This window comes from Streptomyces parvulus (assembly GCF_014648855.1).
Classification (GTDB): Bacteria; Actinomycetota; Actinomycetes; order Streptomycetales; family Streptomycetaceae; genus Streptomyces; species Streptomyces parvulus.
The window spans coordinates 181,533-205,132 of the sequence record NZ_BMRX01000002.1; the positions used below are offsets into that span (position 1 = coordinate 181,533).

General features: G+C 71.4%; 23 protein-coding genes and 1 pseudogene. 11 read left to right on the forward strand and 13 right to left on the reverse strand.

What is annotated here, in order from left to right:
* Nucleotides 1–10: 10 nt before the first annotated feature.
* Nucleotides 11–799: a class I SAM-dependent methyltransferase gene (locus IE108_RS03760; protein WP_064729782.1), complete on the reverse strand. Its 789-nt coding sequence runs from the start codon at nt 797–799 to the stop codon at nt 11–13.
* A 99-nt stretch (nt 800–898) separates the two neighbouring features.
* Between IE108_RS03760 and IE108_RS03765 the strand changes: the two genes are divergently transcribed.
* Nucleotides 899–1,528: a CGNR zinc finger domain-containing protein gene (locus IE108_RS03765; protein ID WP_064729781.1), complete on the forward strand. Its 630-nt coding sequence runs from the start codon at nt 899–901 to the stop codon at nt 1,526–1,528.
* Here the strand turns inward: IE108_RS03765 and sodX are convergent.
* Complete coding sequence (gene sodX / locus IE108_RS03770; RefSeq protein WP_064729780.1) at nt 1,432–1,869, reverse strand: nickel-type superoxide dismutase maturation protease; 438 nt, start codon at nt 1,867–1,869, stop codon at nt 1,432–1,434. The genes IE108_RS03765 and sodX overlap by 97 nt on opposite strands.
* Before the next feature lie 145 nt (nt 1,870–2,014).
* On the opposite strand from sodX, the gene sodN reads away from it, so the two are divergent.
* Nucleotides 2,015–2,410: a superoxide dismutase, Ni gene (gene sodN / locus IE108_RS03775; RefSeq protein WP_064729779.1), complete on the forward strand. Its 396-nt coding sequence runs from the start codon at nt 2,015–2,017 to the stop codon at nt 2,408–2,410.
* A gap of 126 nt (nt 2,411–2,536) precedes the next feature.
* Here sodN and IE108_RS03780 read toward each other — a convergent pair whose 3' ends face one another.
* The 4 genes from IE108_RS03780 to IE108_RS03795 all read right to left on the reverse strand — a co-directional run bounded on the left by IE108_RS03780 (nt 2,537) and on the right by IE108_RS03795 (nt 6,744).
* A complete protein-coding gene (locus IE108_RS03780) occupies nt 2,537–3,121 on the reverse strand; it encodes a dihydrofolate reductase family protein (RefSeq protein WP_064729778.1) in 585 nt (194 codons plus the stop codon).
* Nucleotides 3,122–3,196: 75 nt separating this feature from the next.
* Nucleotides 3,197–3,817 (reverse strand): GNAT family N-acetyltransferase, encoded by a 621-nt coding sequence (locus tag IE108_RS03785; RefSeq protein WP_064729777.1) that lies wholly within the window; start codon nt 3,815–3,817, stop codon nt 3,197–3,199.
* A gap of 272 nt (nt 3,818–4,089) precedes the next feature.
* Nucleotides 4,090–5,250 (reverse strand): family 2 encapsulin nanocompartment cargo protein polyprenyl transferase, encoded by a 1,161-nt coding sequence (locus tag IE108_RS03790; RefSeq protein WP_064729776.1) that lies wholly within the window; start codon nt 5,248–5,250, stop codon nt 4,090–4,092.
* Between the two features lie 87 nt (nt 5,251–5,337).
* A complete protein-coding gene (locus IE108_RS03795; RefSeq protein WP_064729775.1) occupies nt 5,338–6,744 on the reverse strand; it encodes a family 2B encapsulin nanocompartment shell protein in 1,407 nt (468 codons plus the stop codon).
* A gap of 328 nt (nt 6,745–7,072) precedes the next feature.
* On the opposite strand from IE108_RS03795, the gene IE108_RS03800 reads away from it, so the two are divergent.
* Nucleotides 7,073–7,651, forward strand: coding sequence for an N-acetylmuramoyl-L-alanine amidase (locus tag IE108_RS03800; RefSeq protein ID WP_064729774.1), 579 nt, complete (start codon nt 7,073–7,075; stop codon nt 7,649–7,651).
* A gap of 67 nt (nt 7,652–7,718) precedes the next feature.
* Nucleotides 7,719–8,627, forward strand: coding sequence for a 1-aminocyclopropane-1-carboxylate deaminase/D-cysteine desulfhydrase (locus IE108_RS03805; RefSeq protein ID WP_064729773.1), 909 nt, complete (start codon nt 7,719–7,721; stop codon nt 8,625–8,627).
* Between the two features lie 28 nt (nt 8,628–8,655).
* Here the strand turns inward: IE108_RS03805 and IE108_RS03810 are convergent, their stop codons facing one another.
* A complete protein-coding gene (locus IE108_RS03810) occupies nt 8,656–10,248 on the reverse strand; it encodes a Na+/H+ antiporter (RefSeq protein ID WP_064729772.1) in 1,593 nt (530 codons plus the stop codon).
* Nucleotides 10,249–10,309: 61 nt separating this feature from the next.
* Here IE108_RS03810 and IE108_RS03815 point away from each other — a divergent pair, with 61 nt between their 5' ends.
* The 3 genes and pseudogenes from IE108_RS03815 to IE108_RS03825 all read left to right on the forward strand — a co-directional run bounded on the left by IE108_RS03815 (nt 10,310) and on the right by IE108_RS03825 (nt 12,327).
* Nucleotides 10,310–10,570 (forward strand): UBP-type zinc finger domain-containing protein, encoded by a 261-nt coding sequence (locus IE108_RS03815; protein WP_064729771.1) that lies wholly within the window; start codon nt 10,310–10,312, stop codon nt 10,568–10,570.
* A 250-nt stretch (nt 10,571–10,820) separates the two neighbouring features.
* The gene (locus IE108_RS03820) at nt 10,821–11,234 is read left to right on the forward strand and encodes an ATP-binding protein (protein ID WP_003973726.1); all 414 of its coding nucleotides are present in this window, start codon (nt 10,821–10,823) and stop codon (nt 11,232–11,234) included.
* A gap of 29 nt (nt 11,235–11,263) precedes the next feature.
* Nucleotides 11,264–12,327: pseudogene (locus IE108_RS03825) on the forward strand (RNA polymerase sigma factor SigF).
* 58 nt (nt 12,328–12,385) lie between these two features.
* Here the strand turns inward: IE108_RS03825 and IE108_RS03830 are convergent.
* Nucleotides 12,386–12,832 (reverse strand): hypothetical protein, encoded by a 447-nt coding sequence (locus tag IE108_RS03830; RefSeq protein ID WP_064729770.1) that lies wholly within the window; start codon nt 12,830–12,832, stop codon nt 12,386–12,388.
* A gap of 128 nt (nt 12,833–12,960) precedes the next feature.
* Here IE108_RS03830 and IE108_RS03835 point away from each other — a divergent pair, with 128 nt between their 5' ends.
* Both IE108_RS03835 and IE108_RS03840 read left to right on the forward strand, forming a co-directional pair.
* The gene (locus IE108_RS03835; protein WP_064729769.1) at nt 12,961–13,929 is read left to right on the forward strand and encodes a diacylglycerol/lipid kinase family protein; all 969 of its coding nucleotides are present in this window, start codon (nt 12,961–12,963) and stop codon (nt 13,927–13,929) included.
* 319 nt (nt 13,930–14,248) lie between these two features.
* Nucleotides 14,249–14,506, forward strand: coding sequence for a WhiB family transcriptional regulator (locus IE108_RS03840; protein WP_003973730.1), 258 nt, complete (start codon nt 14,249–14,251; stop codon nt 14,504–14,506).
* A gap of 244 nt (nt 14,507–14,750) precedes the next feature.
* Here IE108_RS03840 and IE108_RS03845 read toward each other — a convergent pair whose 3' ends face one another.
* The gene (locus IE108_RS03845) at nt 14,751–16,226 is read right to left on the reverse strand and encodes a sensor histidine kinase (protein WP_064729768.1); all 1,476 of its coding nucleotides are present in this window, start codon (nt 16,224–16,226) and stop codon (nt 14,751–14,753) included.
* Nucleotides 16,227–16,727: 501 nt separating this feature from the next.
* Between IE108_RS03845 and nagB the strand changes: the two genes are divergently transcribed.
* A complete protein-coding gene (gene nagB, locus IE108_RS03850) occupies nt 16,728–17,513 on the forward strand; it encodes a glucosamine-6-phosphate deaminase (RefSeq protein WP_064729767.1) in 786 nt (261 codons plus the stop codon).
* A gap of 62 nt (nt 17,514–17,575) precedes the next feature.
* Here the strand turns inward: nagB and IE108_RS03855 are convergent, their stop codons facing one another.
* The 4 genes from IE108_RS03855 to IE108_RS03870 all read right to left on the reverse strand — a co-directional run bounded on the left by IE108_RS03855 (nt 17,576) and on the right by IE108_RS03870 (nt 22,263).
* Nucleotides 17,576–19,066: a glycoside hydrolase family 3 protein gene (locus tag IE108_RS03855; protein ID WP_064729766.1), complete on the reverse strand. Its 1,491-nt coding sequence runs from the start codon at nt 19,064–19,066 to the stop codon at nt 17,576–17,578.
* Between the two features lie 9 nt (nt 19,067–19,075).
* A complete protein-coding gene (locus IE108_RS03860) occupies nt 19,076–19,906 on the reverse strand; it encodes a carbohydrate ABC transporter permease (protein WP_064729765.1) in 831 nt (276 codons plus the stop codon).
* Nucleotides 19,903–20,889, reverse strand: coding sequence for a carbohydrate ABC transporter permease (locus IE108_RS03865; RefSeq protein WP_064729764.1), 987 nt, complete (start codon nt 20,887–20,889; stop codon nt 19,903–19,905). The genes IE108_RS03860 and IE108_RS03865 overlap by 4 nt, the downstream gene beginning before the upstream one ends.
* Before the next feature lie 96 nt (nt 20,890–20,985).
* The gene (locus IE108_RS03870) at nt 20,986–22,263 is read right to left on the reverse strand and encodes an extracellular solute-binding protein (RefSeq protein WP_064729763.1); all 1,278 of its coding nucleotides are present in this window, start codon (nt 22,261–22,263) and stop codon (nt 20,986–20,988) included.
* A gap of 453 nt (nt 22,264–22,716) precedes the next feature.
* Here IE108_RS03870 and IE108_RS03875 point away from each other — a divergent pair, with 453 nt between their 5' ends.
* On the forward strand, nt 22,717–23,481 hold the full coding sequence (locus tag IE108_RS03875; protein WP_064729762.1) for a GntR family transcriptional regulator: 765 nt from the start codon (nt 22,717–22,719) through the stop codon (nt 23,479–23,481).
* Nucleotides 23,482–23,600 lie beyond the last annotated feature (119 nt).

Genomic DNA, 23,600 nt, shown 5'->3' on the forward strand with positions numbered 1-23,600 from the left:
GTTCCGCGTCCTACTTCACCGCGAGCAGCAGCGTGTCCGACGGCGAGCACCACACCGGCCGCGCCTCGCCGAAGCCCTTCTCGCGCAGCACGCGCGCGTGCCAGGCCGGCGAGGGCATCTCGCCGTCGGCGTGCTCGCCGTAGATCTCGAAGCGGCGGGCGGTCGGTTCGGCGAGGACCGGGTCCTTGGCGGCGAGCTGCCACCACTCGGCCCAGTCGAGCGCGCCCCCGCCCTTGGCCGCGTCCATCCGCGCGTGCCGCTGCGCCCGCTCGGCCGCGTTGATCCGGGGTGTCGTCTCGTCGATCATGTGGTCCGCGTTCATGAAGACACCGCCGTCGCGGACCAGGCCCGCGACCCGGCCGTAGAGATCCGCGAGGGGTTCGGCGTGGAGCCAGTGCAGCGCCGTGGCGGTGAGGACGGCGTCGTACGAGTCGTGCGGCAGCTTCGCCGGCCAGTCGGGGTCCTTGAGGTCGGCGGTGACGAAGGAGACCCGGTCGTCGCCGGCGAAGGTGCCCTCGGCGATCGCGAGCAGCGCGGGGTCGAGGTCGACGCCGGTGCTGGTGGCGTCGGGGAAGCGGGCCAGCAGCCGGGCCGTGATGGTGCCGGTGCCGCAGGCCAGGTCGAGCACCCGGGGTGCGGTGCCGACGAGCGCCTCGACCATGTCGAGCATGATCCGGAAGCGCTCCTCCCGGTCCGGCATGTACCACTCCTGCTGCCGGTCCCAGCTCTCCTGCCAGGCCCGCCAGTCCGCGCCTGCCGTGGTGGCGTGGGTGGTGTTCGTGGTGTCCGCGTCCGTCATCGGGCCCCTCCGTGCATGCGTGACGTAATACCCTGGAAGCACGATCAGCTGTTACCTGACCGCAGGCACGACCCTAGAGCCCCTTCGTAAGGACTACAAGTGGAACTGGCCTATTACTCGGATTACGCCGTACGTCTCGTCAACACCGAGGAACCGTCCCGGGGGCAGGACTCCCTGACCTCCGTGGAGGCCGTCCGCGAGCTGTTCGGTGCCAACCAGTCGGCGGCCCGGCGGGCGGCGGAGTCGGACGTGACGCGCTTCCGCTCGGTCCGGGGACGCCTGCGGGCGGTGTTCGAGGCGGCCGACGCCGGTGACGAGACCCTCGCCGTGGACCTGCTGAACTCGCTGCTCCTGGAGTTCCCGGTGAGCCCGCAGATCTCCGGCCACGACCACCGCGACGACGACGGCCGGCCGCTGTGGCACATGCACCTGGCGGACCACCCGTCCAACGCCACCGCCGGCTTCGCCGCCATCGCCGCGATGGGCCTCGCCTTCCACCTCACCGAGTACGGCGTGGACCGCCTCGGCCTGTGCGAGGCCTCCCCCTGCCGCAACGCCTACCTGGACACCTCCACCAACCGCTCCCGGCGCTACTGCTCCGACCGCTGCGCGACCCGCGCCAACGTGGCGGCCTACCGCGCCCGCAAGCGCCTGGAGGCGGACCGGTCGGCCGGCACCGGCCTGACCGCGGACAGCGCCCAGCGGGCCACGGCGAACGGGGAGCGCTGACCCGCCCTGGGCGGCCGGTACCGCAGCCGCACCCGGCCGAGCACGAGGTCCGCCGGGACGACGCCGTAGTCGGTGCTGTCCCCGCCCGCGAAGGCGTTGTCCCCAAGCACCCACCACCCGGAGCCGCGCCGCTCGGTCGCGCGCTTGACCACCAGCAGGTCCTGCTGGAACGGGTGGCGCAGCACCACGACGTCACCCGGCCGGACCCGTGCGCCCCAGTGCACCAGCAGCACGTCCCCGTGGTGCAGCGTGGGCACCATCGAGGGCCCGGTCACCTCGGCCGGTCCGAAGGGCAACGCCCCTCTCGCGTGCTCGGTCTCCTGCGACAGCCGCTCCGGCATCACCCGGCACCTCCCCGGTCTTTCCTCCACCAGTCTCAGTCTCACCCCGGACTTTTGTCCTAAGCCCACGGGGGCACTCGCGAAATCGGGCCACCCAGGGAGTAATGTCCCCCCTGAGAAGACGATCACGAGGAAGGAACGCTTCATGCTTTCCCGCCTGTTTGCCCCCAAGGTCACGGTCAGCGCCCACTGCGACCTGCCCTGCGGCGTGTACGACCCGGCCCAGGCCCGCATCGAAGCGGAGTCGGTCAAGGCCGTCCAGGAGAAGATGGCCGGCAACGACGACCCGCACTTCCAGGCCCGCGCCACGGTCATCAAGGAGCAGCGCGCCGAGCTCGCGAAGCACCACGTGTCCGTGCTGTGGAGCGACTACTTCAAGCCCCCGCACTTCGAGAAGTACCCGGAGCTGCACCAGCTGGTCAACGACACCCTGAAGGCCCTCTCGGCCGCCAAGGGTTCGACCGACCCGGCGACCGGCCAGAAGGCCCTGGACTACATCGCCCAGATCGACAAGATCTTCTGGGAGACCAAGAAGGCCTGACCGCCTGCGTCTCGGGCCGGCGATCGGTGCACCATCGCGGGCCTCAGGACACACCGGAGGGGCCCGGCCGCAACCCGGCCGGGCCCTTTCGCGTGTCCGGGCCCCTCGCGTCCTCGCGCGGGAGGTTCAGCGCCTGCGCTCGTAGGTGCGCACCACGACGCCGTTGCCGAAGGTCCGCACCCGGCCGGTGGTGAACTCGGAGACGTCGAACCCAGAGGCGAACATCGGCATGCCGGTGCCCAGCACCACGGGATAGGTCTTGATGACCAGCTCGTCGACCTCGTCGGCCAGCTCCCCCGCGACGGCCGCTCCGCCGCACAGGTAGATGTCCAGGCCGCCCTCCTCCGCCTTCAGTTCGCGGACCCGGCCGACCAGGTCCGTCGAGACGATCTCGACGTTGGGGTCGGGCGACTCCGTCAGCGTGCGCGAGGCGACGATCTCCCGCAGGTGGGCGTAGGGGCTGGTGATGCCCTCCTTCAGCGCCAGGTCGTAGCTGCCGCGGCCCTGGACGACGGTGTCGAACCGCTTGTTCGGCAGGTCGTCGATGCCTCTGTGCCGCCGGCCGAAGGTCGGCACCGTCTCCGGGTACTCCTCCTTCAGGAACTCGAAGAACTCCTCGTCGACGAACCGGTACATGAACGACGCGTCGCCGTCCGGGCCGCCGATGAAGCCGTCGATCGAACAGGCGATGAAGTACGTGAGCTTGCGCAAATTGGTCCCCTCCGTGGTGGCCACCGCTTGACCACTACGATCACAGTACTCCAGTCGTAGTTGTCCGGCATCCGATTATCGCGCGCGGTCCACTCCCGCCCTCGGCTCGCGCCACATCGGCCACATCGGGGGACCGTCGGGGAGCCGGAGCGCCTGCCCGGTGAACTCGAAGCCCAGGCGCTCGTACAGCACGCGTCCGCGCGCGCTGCTCGCCTCCAGGTACGCGGGCGTCCCGTCGCCGTCGCACCGGTCCAGGACCGGCGCCATCAGCGCGGTGCCCAGACCCTGGCCCTGGCGTCCGGGCGCCACGCCGATCATCCACAGGTACTCGTGCGCCCGGCCGGTGGGATGGATGCCCTCGGTGAGGCGGGCGATCAGCTCGACCCGCTCGTTGTCCGGGTCGACGGCGCGGCGCACCAGCGCGGGGCCGTCCTCGACGGGCTCCGCCCCGGTCGGGGGTTCCGCTGGCACGGGCAGCCACAGCGCGCAGGCGGCGCCGTCCTCCGTGAGGTCGACGCGCCCCTCGGCGAGGACGGCGTCGGTGAAGGCGGCCATCAGCCGGTGGTGGGTGGCCCGGCGGTACTCCGCGCCGGGAAAGACCCAGCTGCTCACCGGGTCGTCCTGGAAGGCCTCGTCCAGCAGCCGGACCACCCGCTCCCGGTCGTCCTCCCCCGCCGTCCGGATCACCACGCCCATGACCGCCCCGCCCCCTCGGCTCAACCTCGCTGGTACGTACGGCGGTTGAGCCTATCCGGGAAGCCGTGCGCACCGGACGGGGCATCACCCCGGCGGATACGCGAAGGAGGCGGGCCCCGCACACCGTGGGGAAGTGCGGGACCCGCCGGGCCGGAGCCGTCGGCGGTGCGGCCGTACGTCGGGTCAGGTGCCGTACGGCCCGGCACGGACTCCGGGGTCTTGCGCGGCCGGCCGGGGCGTCCCCGGTGGCCGTGTGGTGCGCCGGGCGGCCCTCAGGTGGTGCGGCGGGTCACGAACTCGGCCAGCGCGAGCAGTCCGCCCGCCGCCTCCGGGTCCGGCACGGCACGGGCCAGTTCCTGCATCGCCCGGGCCATCCGGTCGGCCGCCTGGGCCTGCGCCCAGTCCCGGCCGCCGGCCCGCTCCACCGCCAGGGCGGTGCGCTCCAGGTCCTCCTTCTCCTCGTCGTACGGCGCGGCGTAGAGCGCGGCCAGTTCGGCGGCGGCCGGGGTGCCGGAGGTGAGGGCGGCGACCACCGGCAGTGACTTCTTGCGGACGGCCAGGTCCGCGCCGGCCGGCTTGCCGGTGTGGCGCGGGTCGCCCCATATGCCGATGACGTCGTCGATGAGCTGGAAGGCCAGCCCGGCCTGCCGCCCGAAGGCGTCCAGCGCCTCGACGTCCTCCTCGGCGGCACCGGCGTACAGGCCGCCCAGCGCGCAGGCGCACCCGAGCAGGGCGCCCGTCTTGGCCTCGGCCATGGCGAGCGTCTCGTCGAGGGTCACCTCGTGCGGGGCGCGCCGCTCCATCGCCGTGTCCGTGTGCTGGCCCTCGCACAGCTCCATGACGCAGTCGGCCAGCCGGACGGCCGCCGCCGCGGACGCCGGATGCGGGTCCGTGGCGAGCAGCCGCATGCCGAGCGCCTGGACGGCGTCGCCGGTGAGGATCGCGTCGGCGTCGCCGAACACGGTCCAGGCGGTGGGCCGGTGGCGCCTGGTGGTGTCGCGGTCCATCACGTCGTCGTGCAGCAGCGTGAAGTTGTGGATCAGCTCCACCGCGGCGGCGGCCCGCACCGCCGACTGCCGGGCCGCGGCCCCGCCGAGCGCGGCGGCCGCGGTGAGGACGAGTGCCGGGCGGATCGCCTTGCCCGCGTTGCCCTCGGCCGGGGTGCCGTCCGCGTGCTGCCAGCCGAAGTGGTAGAGCGCGACGCGGCTCATCGTCGGGGGCAGGGTGGCGATGGCGGAGCGCAGTTCGGGGTCGACCGACGCCCGGGACTCGCGCAGGAGCGCCGCCGCCTCCTGGCCCTCGGACTCCGCCGGGTCCGGCCGGCCGGCCGGGGTGGGCGGTTCGCCCGCGCGCTGTGTGCCGATGGTCCCGTGCCTTTCCGGCGCTCCGGTGGGGCCGCGGGTCGCGGTCGTGCCGCACCCGGTCTCGGTCATGGACTCACCTCCCCCATCAGCGCGCTCCCGTACCCCGGGGGTGTACCCGCCCGGGAGGGCGGGGACACGGCGTCGGGTGGACTGGCGTCACTGCCAGCGGCCGATCTCGACGTTCTCCAGGACGCCCAGCGCGTCCGGCACGAGGACCGCGGCCGAGTAGTAGGCCGTGACCAGGTACTTGATGACGGCCTGCTCGTTGATGCCCATGAAGCGCACCGACAGACTCGGCTCGATCTCGTCCGGGATGCCGGTGGCCCGCAGCCCGATGACGCCCTGCTCCTGCTCGCCGGTGCGCATGGCGATGATGGAGGTCGTGCGAGCCTCGGTGACCGGGATCTTGTTGCACGGGTAGATGGGCACCCCGCGCCAGGTGGGGATGCGGTGGCCGGCGACGTCGATCGTCTCGGGGACCAGTCCGCGCCGGTTCAGCTCCCGGCCGATCGCGGCGATCGCGCGCGGGTGGGCGAGCAGCAGCTTGGTGCCCCGGCGGCGGCTGAGCAGCTCGTCGAGGTCGTCCGGGCCGGGCACGCCGTCGTGCGGCTGGATGCGCTGGTCGTACTCGCAGTTGTGCAGCAGGCCGAACTCGCGGTTGTTGACCAGCTCGTGCTCCTGGCGCTCCTTCAACGCCTCGACGGTGAGCCGGATCTGCTGCTCCGTCTGGTTCATCGGCTGGTTGTACAGGTCGGCCACGCGCGAGTGGATGCGCAGCACGGTCTGGGCGACGCTCAGCTCGTACTCGCGGGGCCGGGCCTCGTAGTCGACGAAGGTGTGCGGGATGTCCGGCTCGCCGCTGTGGCCGGCGGAGAGGTCGATCGCCTTCTCGCCGTGCTTGTTGGTGTTCTGCTCGGGGCGCGAGCGCTGCTCCTCCAGGTGCGCGCTCAGGGTCTCCGCGCGCTCCGCGACCTGCTCCACCTCCTGGCGGGGCAGCACGAGGACGGTGCAGGCGGTGACCGTGCGGGCCGTGTACTCCCAGATGGCGTCCGCGTCGAGCAGCGCCTGGTCGCCGAAGTAGGCGCCGTCGGCGAGGACTCCGAGCACCGCGTCGTCGCCGTAGGGACCGGTGCCGATCTTCTCGACCTTGCCGTGCGCCAGCAGGTACACCTCGTCGGCCCGGCCGCCGAAGGACGCGATCACCTCGCCGGGGCCGAACTCCCGCTGCTCGCAGCGCTGCGCGAGCTCCGACAGGACCTCGTCGTCCTCGTACGACCGCAGCGCCGGCAGCTCGCCCAGCTCCGCGGGGACGACCTCGACGCGGTCTCCGGTCTTCACGAACGTGACGCGGCCGTCGCCGACGGCGAAGGTCAGACGCCGGTTCACCCGGTACGTGCCGCCCTGGATGTCCAGCCAGGGAAGCGAGCGCAGCAGCCAGCGCGAGCTGATCTCCTGCATCTGAGGAACGGACTTGGTGGTGGTGGCCAGGTTCCGCGCGGCCGCCGTGCCGAGGCTCTGCTGCGGCCTGGTCTGCTCGGTGCGGACCTCTTCGCCTACCGACATAAGGAATTGCCCTCCCGGTCATGCCGGACGGCTGCGCCCGGCATCGATGTGCGTGGACCAGCCTTCCTCACGGAGCGTGCCGGTGCTATTACACGAAAGAGCGGGAATGGATCACCGGGAGCCGGGGCAGATATGGGAGCTTGTTCGCGCTCGGGCGCTCTTGTCCGGCCCGGTTCGACGCGGCTGGCCGGGAGAAGGTTGTCCGAAAACGCTCGCTCACGGGCCGAACAAGTAATAGCGGGGGCTCCGTTTCGGTACAAGCACCGTACGAGGCGGTCGCACCGGGCGGTCGTCACTCAGGGTGAAGGAGTCGGCCGTGGCCACACCCATGTCCGCGAGCAGCTTCCTCAAGGCACTGAAGGCGGAGGGACTCACCGTCGTCGAGGTCGGCGACTGGCGCGACCACAACCGCAACCACAAGGGCCCGTGGGGGCCCGTGAACGGCGTGATGATCCACCACACGGTCACCAAGGGCAGCGCGCGCACGGTGGACATCTGCCGCAAGGGCTACGAGGGGCTGCCCGGCCCCCTGTGCCACGGCGTCATCACGAAGGACGGCCGGGTCCACCTGGTCGGGTACGGCCGGGCCAACCACGCGGGACTCGGCGACGACGACGTGCTGCGCGCGGTGATCGCGGAGAAGGCGCTGCCGGCGGACAACGAGGCGAACACCGACGGCAACCGGCACTTCTACGGGTTCGAGTGCGAGAACCTGGGCGACGGCGACGACCCCTGGCCGGCCGCGCAGCTGGAGGCGATCGAGCGGGCCGCGGCCGCGGTCTGCCGCTACCACGGGTGGAACGAACGGTCCGTGATCGGTCACCTGGAGTGGCAGCCCGGGAAGGTGGACCCGCGCGGGTTCACGATGGCGTCCATGCGGAGCCGGATCCGGGACCGCCTGAAGTGACGCACGCACCGCGCGCGGTGCCGCACACCCGGCGGCGCGGGACGGGCGGCCGCGTGACAATGGCCCGGTGACCGGCACCGACACCCCCGACCTAGCCGCCCTGGGCCCCCGTCTGCCGTCACCGTGCCAGGAGGTCGCCGACGAGCGGTTCGAGCGGCACGGCGTCCGGCTGCTGCTGAAGCGGGACGACCTGATCCACCCCGACCTGGTGGGCAACAAATGGCGCAAACTCGCGCCGAATCTGGCCACCGCGCGGGGCCGCACCGTCGTCACGTTCGGCGGCGCCTACTCCAACCACCTGCGCGCCACGGCCGCCGCCGGCCGGCTGCTCGGCCTGTCCACGGTGGGCGTGGTGCGCGGCCAGGAGCTGGCGGAGCGGCCGCTCAACGCCTCCCTGGCCCGATGCGCGGCGGACGGCATGCGGCTGCACTTCGTCGACCGCGCGACGTACCGCCGCAAGGACGAGCCCGGGGCCCTGGCGGCGCTGCTGCGCGCGGCGGGCGCCGAGGACGCGCTGGTCGTGCCCGAGGGCGGCAGCAACGGCCCGGCCGTCCGCGGCTGCCGGGCCCTCGGCGAGGAGCTGGGCGGCCACGCCGACGTGGCCGCCGTGGCCTGCGGGACCGGGGGCACGATGGCCGGTCTGGCCGCGGGGCTGCCCCGGGGCGCGCGGGCCCTGGGGATCCCCGTCCTCAAGGGCGGCTTCCTGTCCGGCGACATACGGCGACTCCAGGACCGCGCGTTCGGCGGGCCGCGCGGCGACTGGAGTCTCGACGACCGCTTCCACTGCGGCGGCTACACCCGTTCGACTCCCGAGCTGGACGCCTTCGCCGACGACTTCGAGCACCGCCACGGTCTCCCCGTGGAGCGCGTCTACGTCGCCAAGCTGCTGTACGCCCTGGTGACCCTCGTCCGGGAGGGCGCCTTCCCGCGCGGGACGACCCTGGCCGCGGTCGTCACCGGCCGCCCCTTCCCCTGAACCGCTCCGGCACCCGGCGAACCGCCGCTCACGTGGTCTCCCGGTAGGCCGCCGCCTCCTCCAGGTCGAGGCGGCGCAGCAGCGTCCGCAGCATCTCGTCGTCGATGTAGCGGCCGTCCCGCAGCCGGACGAAGACGTCGCGCTCGGCGCCGATCATCTCCCGGGACAGCCGCCGGTAGGTGTCGTCGACGGTCTCGCCGCTGACCTGGTTGACCTGGCCGAGCCGCTCCCAGACGGCGTTGCGGCGGCGTTCCAGGACCCTGCGCAGGCGGTCGGCGAGCGGGCCCGGCAGGGCGTTGCGCTCGTCGGCGAGCAGGTCGTCCAGGCGCTGCTCGGCGGCCCGGGAGGCCTGCGCCTGGGCGTTGGCCTCGGCCAGCGTCTCGGTCCGCACGTCGCGGGTGGGGAACTTCAGCAGCCGGATCAGCGGCGGCAGGGTCACGCCCTGGACGACCAGCGTGCCGATGACGGTGGTGAAGGTGAGGAACAGGATGAGGTTGCGCTCCGGGAAGGGACCGCCGTCGTGCACCGTGAGGGGGATGGAGAACGCGATGGCCAGCGAGACCACGCCCCGCATCCCCGCCCAGCCGATGATGAACGGCCCCTTCCAGGACATCTCCCCCTCGCGCGCGCGTACGCGTGCCGACAGGCGCGGCAGGAAGGTGGCCGGATACACCCACACGAACCGCGCCGCCGCGACCACCAGGAAGACGGCCACGGCGTACCAGGCGGCCTCGGCGCCCTCGTACTCGCCGAGTCCCTTGAGGACGACGGGCAGCTGGAGGCCGATCAGGGCGAAGACCGCCGACTCCAGCACGAAGGCGACCATCTTCCACACCGCCTCCTCCTGGAGCCGGGTGGCGAAGTCGACCTCCCACGCGCGGTGGCCGAGATAGAGCGCGACGACGACCACCGCGAGCACCCCGGAGGCGTGCACCTGCTCGGCGACCGCGTAGGCCACGAACGGAATGAGCAGGGAGAGCGTGTTCTGGAGCAGCGCCTCCCGCAGGTGGGTGCGCAGCCAGTGCAGCGGCACCATCAGCACCAGTCCCATGCCGATGCCGCCGATCGCCGCGACGACGAACTCCAGGATTCCGCCGGCCCAGGTGGCGCCCTCGCCGACCGCGGCCGCGAGCGCCACCCGGAAGGCGGTGATCGCGGTGGCGTCGTTCACCAGGGACTCGCCCTGGAGGATCGTGGTGATCCGGGAGGGCAGCCCCACGCGGCGCGCGACGGCCGTGGCGGCGACCGCGTCCGGCGGCGCGACCACCGCGCCGAGCACCAGGGCCGCGGTCAGCGGCAGCCCCGGCACGATCAGGTAGGCGGCGGCGCCGACGACGAAGGTCGCGAAGAGGACGTAGCCCACGGAGAGCAGGGCCACCGGCCGCAGCTGCGCGCGCAGGTCCAGGTAGGAGCTGTCGGTGGCCGCCGTGTAGAGCAACGGCGGCAGCAGCAGGGGCAGGACGATGTGCGGGTCGAGGGTGTAGTCGGGCACGCCCGGCACGTAGCTCACCATCAGGCCCACCGCCACCAGCAGCAGCGGCACCGGCACCGGCACCCGCCGTCCGGCCGCGGCGACCGCGGCACTCCCCGCCACCAGCAACAGCAGCGGCATCACGTCCATCGTCCTCGCCCGCCCTCGTTTTCCGCGCGGTGATCCGCACACCCGTCGTAACCTGGCAATCATGAAACAGTGCACGCACGCCGACGCGCTGCCGCACCCCGAACCGGAGCCGCGCGGCGAGACCTGTCCGGAGTGCCTGGCCGAGGGCACGGACCCGGTGCAGCTGCGGCTGTGCCTCGACTGCGGTCACGTCGGCTGCTGCGACTCCTCGCCCGGACAGCACGCCACGGCGCACCACAAGGAGAGCGGCCACCCGGTGATGCGCACCTTCGAACCCGGCGAGAACTGGCGCTGGTGCTTCGTCGACCACGTCCTCGTGTGACCTCGGCCGGGTACGGTTCGACCGTCTGACGCCTGGGTACGTCAACCCGGCGCGCGCTCTTCCGATTTGGGCCCGCCGAACCCCTAGCCACTGTGCGTGTTCGCGTGTTTACTATGAGTGACAGCAAGGGGTTGGGGTCTCGGGGACAGGAAACTTCGGAGCGCGATAACGTCACCGCTGAACCACGTATCGCGTTACCCCGAGGGCGACCCCCTGGCCCTGTAACGCTTGTACCACCTTGGAGGTGAGGGTGTCCCAGATCGCAGGCGAGCCCGCGACCCAGGACTTCGTCGAAGTCCGGCTGCCGGCCGCGGGTGCCTACCTGTCGGTGCTGCGTACGGCGACGGCCGGCCTCGCAGCCCGTTTGGACTTCACCCTCGACGAGATCGAGGACCTGCGCATCGCAGTCGACGAGGCCTGCGCGATCCTGCTCCAGCAGGCCGTGCCCGGCTCGGTGCTCAGCTGTGTCTTCCGCCTCGTCGACGACTCGCTCGAAGTCACCGTCTCGGCGCCGACCACGGACGGCCACGCCCCCTCGCGGGACACCTTCGCCTGGACGGTGCTGTCCGCCCTCGCGGGCAAGGTCTCCTCCGCCGTGGACGAGGACAAAACCGTTTCGATCAGCCTCTACAAACAGCGCGGCGCGGGACCCGGGCCGACGTGAGGGACGGAAACGGGGACGGGGACGGGCCGGTGCGGGACGACGAGCGCGGCACACGGGAGCGGCCGGCCGAGGGCGCGCGTTCCTCGAACGAGGCCCGGCGCACGGCGGACGGCATCGACGGCATCCCCGAGCAGGCCCGGCCGCACCCGGAGGACGAGACCTCGCCCGAGGGCGTCGTTCCGGGTGACGGGCAGCGGGGCGGGGACACCCCCGTCCCGCCCGTCCGGCCGGAGGTGAAGGCTCGGGGAAGGGCAACGGGGACGATGAGCGAGCACGAGCGACACGCCGAGGACGACGCGCCGGGTTCCGGGGGCACCCGGGGCACGCGGCACGACCCGCACGACCGCAGCGGGGCGCGCGCGTGCTCTTCACCGAGCTGCGGACGCTGGAGAAGGACAGCCCCGCCTACGCGGAGCTGCGCAACCGGCTCGTCCGCATGCACCTGCCCCTCGTCGAGCACCTCGCCCGCCGCTTCCGCAACCGCGGCGAGCCGCTGGACGACCTGACCCAGGTCGCCACCATCGGACTGATCAAGTCGGTCGACCGCTTCGACCCGGACCGCGGGGTGGAGTTCTCCACGTACGCGACACCGACGGTGGTCGGCGAGATCAAGCGCCACTTCCGGGACAAGGGCTGGGCGGTGCGCGTACCGCGCCGGCTCCAGGAGCTGCGGCTGGCCCTGACCACGGCCACCGCGGAGCTGTCCCAGCTGCACGGGCGCTCCCCCACGGTGCACGAGCTGGCCCAGAAGCTCGCGATCTCCGAGGAGGAGGTCCTGGAGGGCCTGGAGTCGGCCAACGCCTACTCCACGCTCTCCCTCGACGTGCCGGACACCGACGACGAGTCCCCGGCGGTCGCGGACACCCTCGGCGCCGAGGACGAGGCCCTGGAGGGCGTCGAGTACCGGGAATCGCTGAAGCCGCTGCTGGAGGATCTCCCGCCGCGGGAGAAGCGGATCCTGCTGCTGCGCTTCTTCGGCAACATGACGCAGTCGCAGATCGCGCAGGAGGTCGGCATCTCGCAGATGCACGTCTCCCGGCTGCTGGCCCGCACGCTGGCGCAGCTGCGGGAGAAGCTGCTGGTCGAGGAGTAGCCGCCCGGCCCGCACCGGCGGGCGGCGGCCCTTCCCGGCGCTCCGGGCCCCTTCCCGGCTACTTGCCGGCGCGGCCGGGGCCCCGGATGCCGAGGGCCTGGGTGGTCTCCGGGTTGACGAGCAGCACCAGCGCCATGACGGCGACCGCGGCGAGGACGATGCCCGCGGGGATGGCCGGGCCGTTGGTCGTCAGCAGGTTGTAGGCCACGGGCAGCGCCATGATCTGCGTGATCACGGCGGGTCCGCGGCTCCAGCCCCGCCGGCCGAGCAGCCCGCGCGCGGCGAGCAGCGGCAGCAGGGCGAGGACGATCAGGGTGACTCCGCCGGTGATCGCGGCGGTCCGGTCGTCGGGATGGCCGGTCAGGCCGCCGACGACCATCCAGGCGCCGCCCACGACGAGCGCCAGCCCCTCCAGTGCGGCGAGCGCGGCCGCGGCGGTCAGCCGGCCGGGACGGGGGCCCGCCTCTTCGGCGGCTTCGGTAACGGGGTTCGGCTCACTGCTCACCCCTGAAGGGTAGCCCTCCGCGCACAAGCGCCCGCGGGGGTGCCCGCCCCTACCACGTGCGCGCTTCGCCGGTGGCGATCTTCCCCTCGGGCTGGGCCGAGTACCACCCAGTAGGTACCCTGCAGACCATGCGTGCACTTCTCGTGGTCAACCCGGCGGCAACCACCACGAGTGCGCGTACGCGCGACGTGCTGATCCACGCGCTCGCGAGCGAGATGAAGCTGGAGGCCGTCACCACCGAGTACCGCGGGCACGCCCGCGACCTCGGCCGGCACGCCGCGCAGAGCGACGACATCGAACTGGTGGTGGCTCTCGGCGGCGACGGCACGGTGAACGAGGTGGTCAACGGCCTGCTGCACGCGGGCCCCGATCCGGAGCACCTGCCCGGCCTCGCCGTGGTCCCCGGCGGATCCACCAACGTCTTCGCCCGCGCCCTCGGCCTGCCCAACCACGCGGTGGAGGCGACCGGCGCCCTGCTGGACGCGATACGCGAGGGCAGTGAGCGGACCGTCGGCCTGGGGCTGGCCTCCGGCACTCCGGGGACGGAGGACGAGGCGGTGCCGTCCCGGTGGTTCACCTTCAACGCCGGACTGGGCTTCGACGCCGGCGTCGTGGGCCGCGTCGAGCAGCACCGCGAGCGCGGCAAGAAGTCGACGCACGCGCTCTACGTCCGCCAGGTGATGCGCGCGCTCGTCGGCGAGCCGCACCGCCGCAGCGGGACGATCACCCTGGAGCGGGCGGGCGAGGACCCGATCACCGATCTGGTGCTCTCCATAGTCTCGAACACGTGCCCCTGGACGTTCCTCGGCAACCGCCCGATCTACGCGTCGCCCGAGGCCTCGTTCGACACCGCGCTGGACGTGTTCGGTCTCAGCCGCCTGTCCACGGCCGCCGTCGCCCGGTATGGCACCCAGTTGCTCACTTCGTCCCCCGAGCGCGGACCCCGTGGCCGGCACGCGGTCTCCCTGCACGACCAGACCGACTTCACCTTGCATTCGAAGGTGCCGCTCCCCCTCCAGATGGACGGTGACCACCTGGGGCTGCGAACCAGCGTGACGTTCACAGGCGTACGCCGTGCACTGCGTGTGATTGTGTGAGCAGAAGGGGCGAAAGTCCTTTCACTCGAACGTTTAGACCAGGGTCCACCCCATGGAAGTACGGCTGTGACCTAGTCGACACCGAAGAATCAAAAAAAACTTTCCGGAAGGGGTTGTATCCGCCGCCGAGGTTTGCGAGTCTCTTCTTGGCGATCGGGACGGCCCGCAAGACCGGCCTCCACAGATCACCGGAACCCCTCTTCAAACCACAGGACCACGCCAGGGAACCTGGCTGTCGGCCCTTCCCTTGTTGAGGGATTCGTGAAAGCGTTCACATTCACAAGCAACCCGCATGTAATACCAAGGAGAGGTAGCAGCCATGGACTGGCGTCACCGCGCCGTTTGCCGCGAGGAAGACCCCGAGCTCTTCTTCCCCATCGGCAACACCGGTCCCGCGCTGCTGCAGATCGAGGAAGCCAAGGCCGTCTGCCGTCGCTGCCCTGTCATGGAGCAGTGCCTGCAGTGGGCGCTCGAGTCCGGTCAGGACTCCGGCGTCTGGGGTGGTCTCAGCGAGGACGAGCGCCGCGCGATGAAGCGCCGTGCCGCCCGCAACCGGGCCCGTCAGGCATCCGCCTGACCAGCCACCCTGCCTGAGCTTGGCGGCGCGTACAGCGAGTACGCATCCCCCGCTCCCGAGCCGCAGCGCGCAGTACCCCCGATGCGACCGCACGAGCACTGGCCTCGGACCTTCACCGGTCCGGGGCTTTTTGCTGTTCCCGGCCTTTTGTCGTTCCCGCCCCTGGCAGGGCGGGCGCGGCCCCGGACCGGGCCCCGGATACTCTCCGTCGCCGGATCTCCGCGAGATCGTCGCCATCTCACCACTACTTCGCGACGGGCACCGGAATGTCCAGAATGACCTGAGTTCCACGCTCCGGGGCCGGGACCATGTCGAAGGTGCCGCCCAACTCGCCCTCCACCAGCGTGCGGACGATCTGCAGGCCGAGGTTGCCGGAGCGGTGCGGGTCGAAGCCGGCGGGCAGTCCCACGCCGTCGTCCTGCACGGTGACCCTGAGCCGGGCCTCCTTCGCGGTGCCGCCGCGGACCGCGGAGACCTCGACCGTGCCGGTGTCGCTCTCCCGGAAACCGTGCTCCAGGGCGTTCTGCAGCACCTCGGTCAGCACCATCGACAGCGGGGTCGCCACCTCGGCGTCGAGGATGCCGAAGCGGCCGGTGCGCCGGCCGGCCACCCTGCCCGGCGAGATCTCGGCGACCATGGCCAGCACCCGGTCGGCGATCTCGTCGAACTCCACCCGCTCGTCCAGGTTCTGGGACAGCGTCTCGTGCACGATCGCGATGGAACCGACGCGGCGCACCGCCTCTTCCAGCGCCTCGCGGCCCCGGTCGGACTCGATGCGCCGGGCCTGGAGGCGCAGCAGGGCCGCCACCGTCTGGAGGTTGTTCTTCACCCGGTGGTGGATCTCCCGGATGGTGGCGTCCTTGGTGATCAACTCGCGTTCGCGGCGGCGCAGTTCCGTGACGTCGCGCAGCAGTACGAGTGAACCGATGCGGGTGCCCTTGGGCTTGAGCGGGATGGCCCGGAACTGGATCACCCCGTCGTGCGCCTCGATCTCGAACTCGCGCGGTGCCCACCCGCTGGCCACCTTGGCCAGCGCCTCGTCCACCGGCCCGCGGGACGGGGCCAGTTCGGCGGTGGTCCGGCCCAGGTGGCAGCCGACCAGGTCCGCGGCGAGTCCCATGCGGTGGTAGGCCGACAGCGCGTTCGGGGAGGCGTACTGGACGAGGCCGTCCGCGTCGAGCCGGATCAGGCCGTCGCCGACGCGGGGCGAGGCGTCCATGTCGACCTGCTGGTTCTCGAACGGGAAGGCGCCGGCCGCGATCATCTGCGCGAGGTCCGAGGCACTCTGCAGATAGGTCAGCTCCAGGCGGCTCGGGGTGCGCACGGTGAGCAGGTTGGTGTTGCGGGCGATGACGCCGAGGACGCGTCCCTGGCGGCGTACGGGGATGGACTCGACCCGGACCGGGACCTCCTCGCGCCACTCGGGGTCGCCCTCGCGCACGATCCGGCCCTCGTCCAGGGCGGCGTCCAGCATGGGGCGCCGGCCGCGCGGCACCAGGTGGCCGACCATGTCGTCCTGGTAGGAGGTGGGGCCGGTGTTGGGCCGCATCTGGGCGACCGAGACGTACCGGGTGCCGTCCCGGGTGGGGACCCACAGGACCAGGTCGGCGAAGGAGAGGTCGGAGAGGAGCTGCCACTCCGAGACCAGCAGGTGGAGCCACTCGAGGTCGGAGTCGTCGAGCGCGGTGTGCTGGCGTACGAGTTCGTTCATGGAGGGCACGGGGCCGAGCGTACCTGGCGGTACACCCGCGGGCCGCGGCGCCTGGGAGGGACCCTCAACCCTCCCGGCACCGCAGCCCGGAGCAACATCGGCCGTGGGGTGTGCGGTCCCGGTCGGCCGAAGGATGAGGAGCCGGGGCAGTCAGGGCAGAGAGCACCGGTTCCTCGGTCCGCCCTCCTGTGCGGGGAAGGCGGAGGCCTGACGGTCACCTCGCGTGAGGGACACGGTCAGCGTCTCGTCACCATTCTGGACTAGACCACTAAGCGTGTCCATGCGGTGGACCGTGTTTGTTCTTGCGCGTTCCGCCCGTCGTCCGGGCGTCGGCATCCGCCAGAAGCCTAACCCTGATGGCGCACCCGCGGGGCCGGAGCGCGGGGGCAATTTAGCCGATCGTTCCCCGCGCCCGGCGGGCCCTGCTCTGTTAGATTGGTCTAAACCACACAGCACCACATGCCAGTCCCGGGCCCCGGGTCAGTCCTCTCTTCGAAACGGCAGGCCAGCGTGGAAGTTGTCATCGTTCCCGATGCCAAGGCGGGCGGCGAACTCATAGCCGAGGCCATGGCGCAGCTGCTGCGGCGCAAGCCCGACGCCCTGCTCGGGGTGGCCACCGGTTCCACGCCGCTGCCCGTGTACGAGGCGCTGGCGGCCAGGGTGCGCTCCGGTGCCGTGGACACCGCGCGGGCACGGATCGCCCAGCTCGACGAGTATGTGGGGCTCCCGGCGGACCACCCCGAGTCGTACCGCTCGGTGCTGCGGCGCGAGGTGCTCGAACCGCTGGGGATCGGCATGGACGCGTTCCTGGGCCCCGACGGCACGGCCGAGGACGTCCAGGCGGCCTGCGAGGAGTACGACCGGGCGCTGGGCGAGGCCGGCGGGGTCGACCTCCAGCTGCTGGGCATCGGCACCGACGGGCACATCGGCTTCAACGAGCCGTGCTCCTCGCTGGCCTCGCGGACCAGGATCAAGACGCTCACCGAGCAGACCCGCGTCGACAACGCGCGCTTCTTCGACGGTGACATCGAGCAGGTCCCGCACCACGTGATCACGCAGGGCATCGGCACCATCCTGGAGGCCCGGCACGTGGTGCTGCTCGCCACCGGGGAGGGCAAGGCGGACGCGGTCGCCGCCAGTGTGGAGGGGCCGGTCGCGGCCCTGTGCCCGGCCTCCGCGCTCCAGCTGCACCCGCACGCGACGGTCGTCGTCGACGAGGCCGCCGCCGGCAAGCTCAAGCTCGCCGACTACTTCCGGCACGCCTACGCCCACAAGCCCGACTGGCAGGGCATCTGATCCACCACGACCAAGGCGCCGGACCCGTGCGGGGTCCGGCGCCTTCGTCGTGCGCGCGTCCGTCAGGCGCCGGCCACGGCCTCCGCGGCCGCGCGGCCGCAGACCCGGGCCGCGCCGTAGGTGGCCAGGTGGAGGGAGCCGCGGGGCTCGGCCCGGGGCACGCCCATCTCGACGACGACCGTGTCGGGGCGGGCCGCCAGCAGGGTGTCGAGGGCCGCCGCCATCCAGGGGTGGCGGTGCTCGTCGCGGACGACGGCGACGATCCGGCGGGTGCCCGCGGCGGCCAGCGCCCCCTGCCCGGCGTCGGGGCCGGTGAAGCTGCCCGTCTCCGTGCCCGGGAGCAGGCGGCGGAGTTCGGCGGCGACGCCCCAGGGGGTCTCGTCGCCGACCGCGATGTTCGCGACCGGGGTGAAGGCGGCGACGAACGGCGGCTCGGTGACCGGACCGAAGCCCTCGGTGGCGGTGACCCGCAGGGCGCGGCGGGCGGCCCGCAGACCGACCTCCTCGTCCGGGGCGCCGGCCGTGCGGGCGTCCGGCCTGTTCGCCGCGGTCCAGCGGGACAGCGCCCGCACCCGGTCGGCGGCGTCGGCCAGCCGCTCCTCGGGCAGCTCCCCGGAGCGGACGGCGTCCACCAGCGCGTCGGACAGCCGCCGCACAGTGTCCTCGTCGCACAGGCCCCCGCCCACGCAGATCGCGTCGGCGCCCGCCGCGATGGCCAGGGCGCTGCCGCGTTCGATGCCGTAGGTGCCGGAGATGGCCCGCATCTCGATGCCGTCGGTGACGATGAGGCCCTCGTAGCCCAGCTCGCCGCGGAGCAGGTCGGTCAGGATCCGCCGGGACAGCGTCGCCGGGCGGTCCGGGTCCAGGGCCGGGGCGAGGATGTGGGCGCTCATCACCGCGCGGCTCCCGGCGGCGATGGCCGCGCGGAACGGCACCAGGTCGCGCTCGGCCAGCACCGACGCGTCCACGTCGATGCGGGGCACGGCGTGGTGCGAGTCGATGCCGGTGTCCCCGTGCCCCGGGAAGTGCTTGGTGCAGGTGGCGACGCCGGCCGACTGCATGCCGGTGACGTAGGCGGCGGTGTGCCGGGCGACCAGGTCGGTGCTCGCGCCGAAGGAGCGGACGCCGATGACGGGGTTGTCCGGGTTGGAGTTCACGTCGGCGGACGGGGCCCAGTTGAAGTTGACGCCGCAGTCCGCGAGCCGGCGGCCCAGTTCGGCGGCGACCGCGCGGGTGAGGCCCACGTCGTCCACCGCGCCGAGGGCGTGGTTGCCGGGGAAGGAGGAGCCGGTGCGGACCTCCAGCCGCGTGACGTCGCCGCCCTCCTCGTCGATGGCGACCAGGACGTCCTCGCGTTCGGCACGCAGCTGCGCGGTCAGCGCGGCCACCTGCTCGGGCGTGCTGACGTTCCGCCCGAACAGGGCGACGGAGGCCAGGCCCTCGCCGAGCCGGCGGAGCAGCCAGTCGGGGGCGGTGGTGCCGGAGAAGCCGGGCTGGAGGACGGTGAGCGCGTTCTGCGTGAGTGTGTCGGTGCCGCTGGCGATGGTCGTCATCGGGTGGCGTTATCCCTTCACGGCGCCGGCGGTCAGGCCGCTGACGGCCTTGCGCTGGAGGAAGACGAAGAGGATCAGGATCGGGATGGCGAAGAGGGACGACGCGGCCATGGTCGCACCCCAGTCGTCGCCGAACTGGGTCTGGAAGCTGGACAGCCACAGCGGCAGCGTCTTGGCCTCGGTGTCCTTGTTGAGGACCAGGACGAGCGCGAACTCGTTCCAGGCGGTGATGAAGCCGAACAGCGAGGTGGACATCAGGCCCGGCGCGAGCAGCGGCAGGATGACCCGGCGGAACGCCTGGGCGCGGGTGCAGCCGTCGACCATCGCGGACTCCTCCAGCTCCTTGGGCACCGCGGCGACGAAGCCGCGCAGCGTCAGGATGGTGAAGGGGAGGATCATCATCATGTAGAAGAGCGTCAGCGGCACGAGGCTGTTCAGCATCGACGCGTCCCGCACGATCATGTACATCGCGATGACCATGACTTCCCAGGGCGCCATCTGGGCCAGCATGAAGCCGATGATGAAGCCGCGCCGCCCCTTGAACCGCATCCGCGCCAGGGCGAAGGACCCGGCCAGGGCGATGATCAGGGAGAAGACGACCGCGAGGACCGTCACCGTGAGCGAGTTGGTGACGTACGTCCAGAAGTGGTCGGCGCCCGTCGCGGTCTCGAAGTGCTCGAAGGTGATGTCGGTCGGGAACCAGACCGGGTTGTCCGCGAGGATGTCGCCCCGCGGCTTGAGGGCCGTGGCGAACATCCAGTACACGGGGAAGACGAAGCCGATGAACAGGACGACCGCCGTGGCGTTGGGCCAGACGCGGCCGAAGAGCGAGCGCTTCACAGCTCGTCCTCCTCTTGCTTGAGCACGATCCTGAGGTAGTAGGCGGTCAGGCCGAGCAGGATCAGGATGGTCAGGACCGCGATCGCCGCGCCCATGCCGTAGTGCTGGTTGCCGACGCCCTCGACGTACGCGTACACGGGCAGGATCTCGGTGAGCCGGTCCGGGCCGCCCTCGTTGAAGGTGTAGACCTGCACGAACGCCTTGAAGACCCAGATGATCTCCAGGAAGGTCGTGGCGTAGAGGAAGGGCCGCAGGAAGGGCATGGTGACCGTGGTGAAGCTCCGCCAGACGCCGGCGCCGTCGAGGGACGCGGCCTCGTAGAGCTCGCCCGGGATGGTGGTGGTCGCCGCGTACAGGTTGATCGCGACGAACGGGATGGACATCCAGACGATCAGCAGGGTGACGACGAAGAACGTCGACATCTGGCTGCTGGTCCAGCTGTAGTCGGCCATGGAGTGCCAGCCGAGCTTGTCCAGGACCCAGTTGACGACGCCGTAGCGGGTGGCGAAGAGCCACTGGTAGACGGTGGTGGCGGCCACCACGGGCATCGCCCAGGCCAGCACCAGGCCGATCAGCAGGGTGAACCGCATCCGCCTGCCGAGGCGCGCGAGCAGCAGGCCGATCAGGGTGCCGAGGACCATGATCAGGGCGACGTTGGCCGCCGTGAAGAGGATCGAGCGGAGGGTGACCCGCCAGAACTGCTCGCTGGTGAGGGTCTCCTTGTAGTTCTCTACGCCGTTCCACTCGGTGACGTGCTGGATCAGCTGCGCCATGTTGAGGTTCTGGAAGGACAGCAGGACGTCCTTCAGCAGCGGCCAGCCGAGCAGCAGCACGGAGGCCGCGACGGCGGGCAGCAGCAACAGGTACGGGGCGAGGGCGCCGGCGCGCGACGCGGCTCTCGTTCTCGGTCCGCCGGATCCCCCGCCGTCCGCCTTGCGGACGTCCGCCGGGCCCGAGGGCGGCCGTTCGGTCTGCACGGTCATGCTCGCGTTCTCTCTTCTCGACCTGTGTACGTCGACCCGCGTACGGTCGCCGGGGCGGGAGCCGTCACCGGCCACCCCGCCCCGGCACACCCGGTGTTACTGCTGCTGCGACAGGCGCTTGTTGAACTCTTCCTCGACCTGCTTGGCCGCCTCGGCGGTGCTCTTGCCGTTGAGCACGGCGGTCATGTAGGTCTTGATCGGGTTGGGCGCGTTCTCGACCGCGGCCCACTCCGGGATCAGCGGCGTGGTGCCACCGCCCCCGGCGGCCGGCGCGGCGGCCTCGGCGGCGGCGTTGCCCTTCAGGTTGGACTGGAGCGAGTCCTTGTTCGGGATGACGCCGTTGGCCTTGGCCAGCGCGCCCTCGAACTCGTCGGAGAGCGTGACCTTAAGGAACTCCTTGGCCAGCTCCTGCTTCTTGCTGCCCGCGGCGACGGCGAGGTTGGATCCGCCGAGGAAGACGCCCTCGGGCTTCTCCGCCGTCGCGCCCGGGATGGTGAAGTAGCCGAGGTCCTTCTCGATCGCCGGGTTGGTCTCGATCGCGATGCCGGCTTCCCAGCCCATGCCGATGAAGGCGCCGGTCTTGCCCTTGGCGAAGACCTCACCCTGCTGCGGGGTGGCCTCGTCCTTGTCCTTGGGCGCCTTGGAGAGTGCCTGGAACTTCTTGTAGGTCTCCATGGCCGCGGCGACCTTCGGGTCGGCCAGGTTGGAGACGTACTTGTCGCCGTCCTTCTTGACCAGTTCGGCGCCCTCGCCGATCGCCAGGCCCACGAAGTGGTACCAGTTCTGGCCCGGCAGGTAGATCGGCTCGGCATCGGTCTTGTCGCCGATGGTCTTGAGGTCGGCGTAGAACTCGTCGCGGGTCTTGGGGAGTTCCTTGATGCCCGCGTCGGCCCAGACCTTCTTGTTGTAGACCACCACGCGGTTGACCACGAACCACGGGGCGGCGTACTGCTTGCCGTCGAAGACGGCGGACTCGTTCAGCGACTCGGACCAGTCCGTGCCGATCGAGCTCTTCAGGTCGGCCAGGTCGGCCAGACCGCCGGTCTTCGCGTAGGCCGGCGTCTGGGTGTTGCCGATCTCGAAGACGTCCGGCGGGTTCTCCTCGGACAGGGCGGTCGTCAGCTTCTGCTGAATACCGTTCCACGTCTGGATCTCGAACTTGACCTTGGCCTTCGTCTTCTTCTCGAAGGCGGCCGCCACGTCCTTCTGCCACTGGTCCGGCGAAGACCCGTCCATCACCCACACGGTGAGCGTCTCGCCGGCGTAACCGTCCGCCCCGGCCTTCTTGCCGTCGTCGCCGCTGTCGCCCCCGCACGCCGCGATCGAGACCATCATGCCCGCGATACCGATCGCGGCTATCAGCTTGCGCTTCACGCCACCCTCCTCAGGGATGCCACAAAACCCCCCTGCCTCCCCGCGGTTGCTCGTCGACGCGGACCGCCCATGGGGCCGGGACCTGGACCAATGGTGTAGACCAGTACGGGGAGCTTGGCCCAGACCAATAGGGCTGTCAAGGGTGTGCAACCACGCTCCCCGCGTCCGTGATGCGACCGAGATATGCAGGGACCTTTCATTGCGCAAGCCCCAGATCGGGCGGACCGGGACCGGGTGTACCACCCCCGGCCGAAGGGCCCGCCGACCGGGGTCCGAACGCGCGTACCAGCGACGTCCGACCCTGCTGTGGACTAGACCAAGGGGGGTCCCAGGGGTATACAGAAGGGATCACGGAGCGTGCGGGGCCATCCCGGCGCGGAGCCGTGCCACGATGTGAGCCGTGGCCGACAGGAATGCCGGTCACTTCGGCACCCGGAGCCGGGAAGGCAGAGCATGAGCACCGACGTCAGCAGTGCGGAGAACGAGGGTGGGGCGACCGTCCGTACCGCGCGCGTGCCCAAGTACTACCGTCTGAAGAAGCATCTGCTCGACATGACCCGGACGCAGACGCCGGGGACACCGGTCCCGCCGGAGCGCACCCTGGCCGCCGAGTTCGACACCTCGCGCACCACCGTGCGCCAGGCCCTCCAGGAACTGGTGGTCGAGGGCCGCCTGGAGCGCATCCAGGGCAAGGGCACCTTCGTCGCCAAGCCCAAGGTGTCGCAGGCGCTGCAACTCACCTCCTACACCGAGGACATGCGGGCCCAGGGCCTCGAACCCACCTCGCAGCTGCTGGACATCGGCTACATCACCGCCGACGACCGGCTCGCCGGGCTCCTCGACATCACGGCCGGCGGACGGGTGCTGCGCATCGAGCGGCTGCGCATGGCCAACGCCGAACCGATGGCCATCGAGACCACCCACCTCTCGGCGAAGCGCTTCCCCGCGCTGCGCCGGTCCCTGGTGAAGTACACGTCCCTCTACACCGCGCTCGCCGAGGTGTACGACGTCCATCTCGCCGAGGCCGAGGAGACCATCGAGACCTCGCTGGCCACCCCCCGGGAGGCCGGCCTGCTCGGCACCGACGTGGGCCTGCCGATGCTGATGCTCTCCCGCCACTCCCTGGACCGCACCGGCCAGCCGGTGGAGTGGGTGCGCTCGGTGTACCGCGGCGACCGCTACAAGTTCGTGGCCCGCCTCAAGCGCCCGCAGGACTGACGCATACCCGACGAAAACATGCCGCTCCCGGCTGCGAAGTTGCAGTTCAGGACCGATATGCGGACGAGGGCTTCCGCTGTCTCGACACCGTCACCTACATTTCGTGCGCACTGCACGAG

Coding starts and splice junctions, on each gene's coding strand:
- IE108_RS03785 (WP_064729777.1), bottom strand. CDS start 3,817: ATGGGCGTGGTGATCCGGACGGCGGGGGAGGACGACCGGGAGCGGGTG.
- IE108_RS03865 (WP_064729764.1), bottom strand. CDS start 20,889: ATGACCGTGCAGACCGAACGGCCGCCCTCGGGCCCGGCGGACGTCCGC.
- sodN (WP_064729779.1), top strand. CDS start 2,015: ATGCTTTCCCGCCTGTTTGCCCCCAAGGTCACGGTCAGCGCCCACTGC.
- IE108_RS03760 (WP_064729782.1), bottom strand. CDS start 799: ATGACGGACGCGGACACCACGAACACCACCCACGCCACCACGGCAGGC.
- IE108_RS03790 (WP_064729776.1), bottom strand. CDS start 5,250: ATGACCGAGACCGGGTGCGGCACGACCGCGACCCGCGGCCCCACCGGA.
- sodX (WP_064729780.1), bottom strand. CDS start 1,869: ATGCCGGAGCGGCTGTCGCAGGAGACCGAGCACGCGAGAGGGGCGTTG.
- IE108_RS03835 (WP_064729769.1), top strand. CDS start 12,961: ATGCGTGCACTTCTCGTGGTCAACCCGGCGGCAACCACCACGAGTGCG.
- IE108_RS03875 (WP_064729762.1), top strand. CDS start 22,717: ATGAGCACCGACGTCAGCAGTGCGGAGAACGAGGGTGGGGCGACCGTC.
- IE108_RS03815 (WP_064729771.1), top strand. CDS start 10,310: ATGAAACAGTGCACGCACGCCGACGCGCTGCCGCACCCCGAACCGGAG.
- IE108_RS03840 (WP_003973730.1), top strand. CDS start 14,249: ATGGACTGGCGTCACCGCGCCGTTTGCCGCGAGGAAGACCCCGAGCTC.
- IE108_RS03855 (WP_064729766.1), bottom strand. CDS start 19,066: ATGACGACCATCGCCAGCGGCACCGACACACTCACGCAGAACGCGCTC.
- IE108_RS03800 (WP_064729774.1), top strand. CDS start 7,073: ATGTCCGCGAGCAGCTTCCTCAAGGCACTGAAGGCGGAGGGACTCACC.
- IE108_RS03810 (WP_064729772.1), bottom strand. CDS start 10,248: ATGGACGTGATGCCGCTGCTGTTGCTGGTGGCGGGGAGTGCCGCGGTC.
- IE108_RS03795 (WP_064729775.1), bottom strand. CDS start 6,744: ATGTCGGTAGGCGAAGAGGTCCGCACCGAGCAGACCAGGCCGCAGCAG.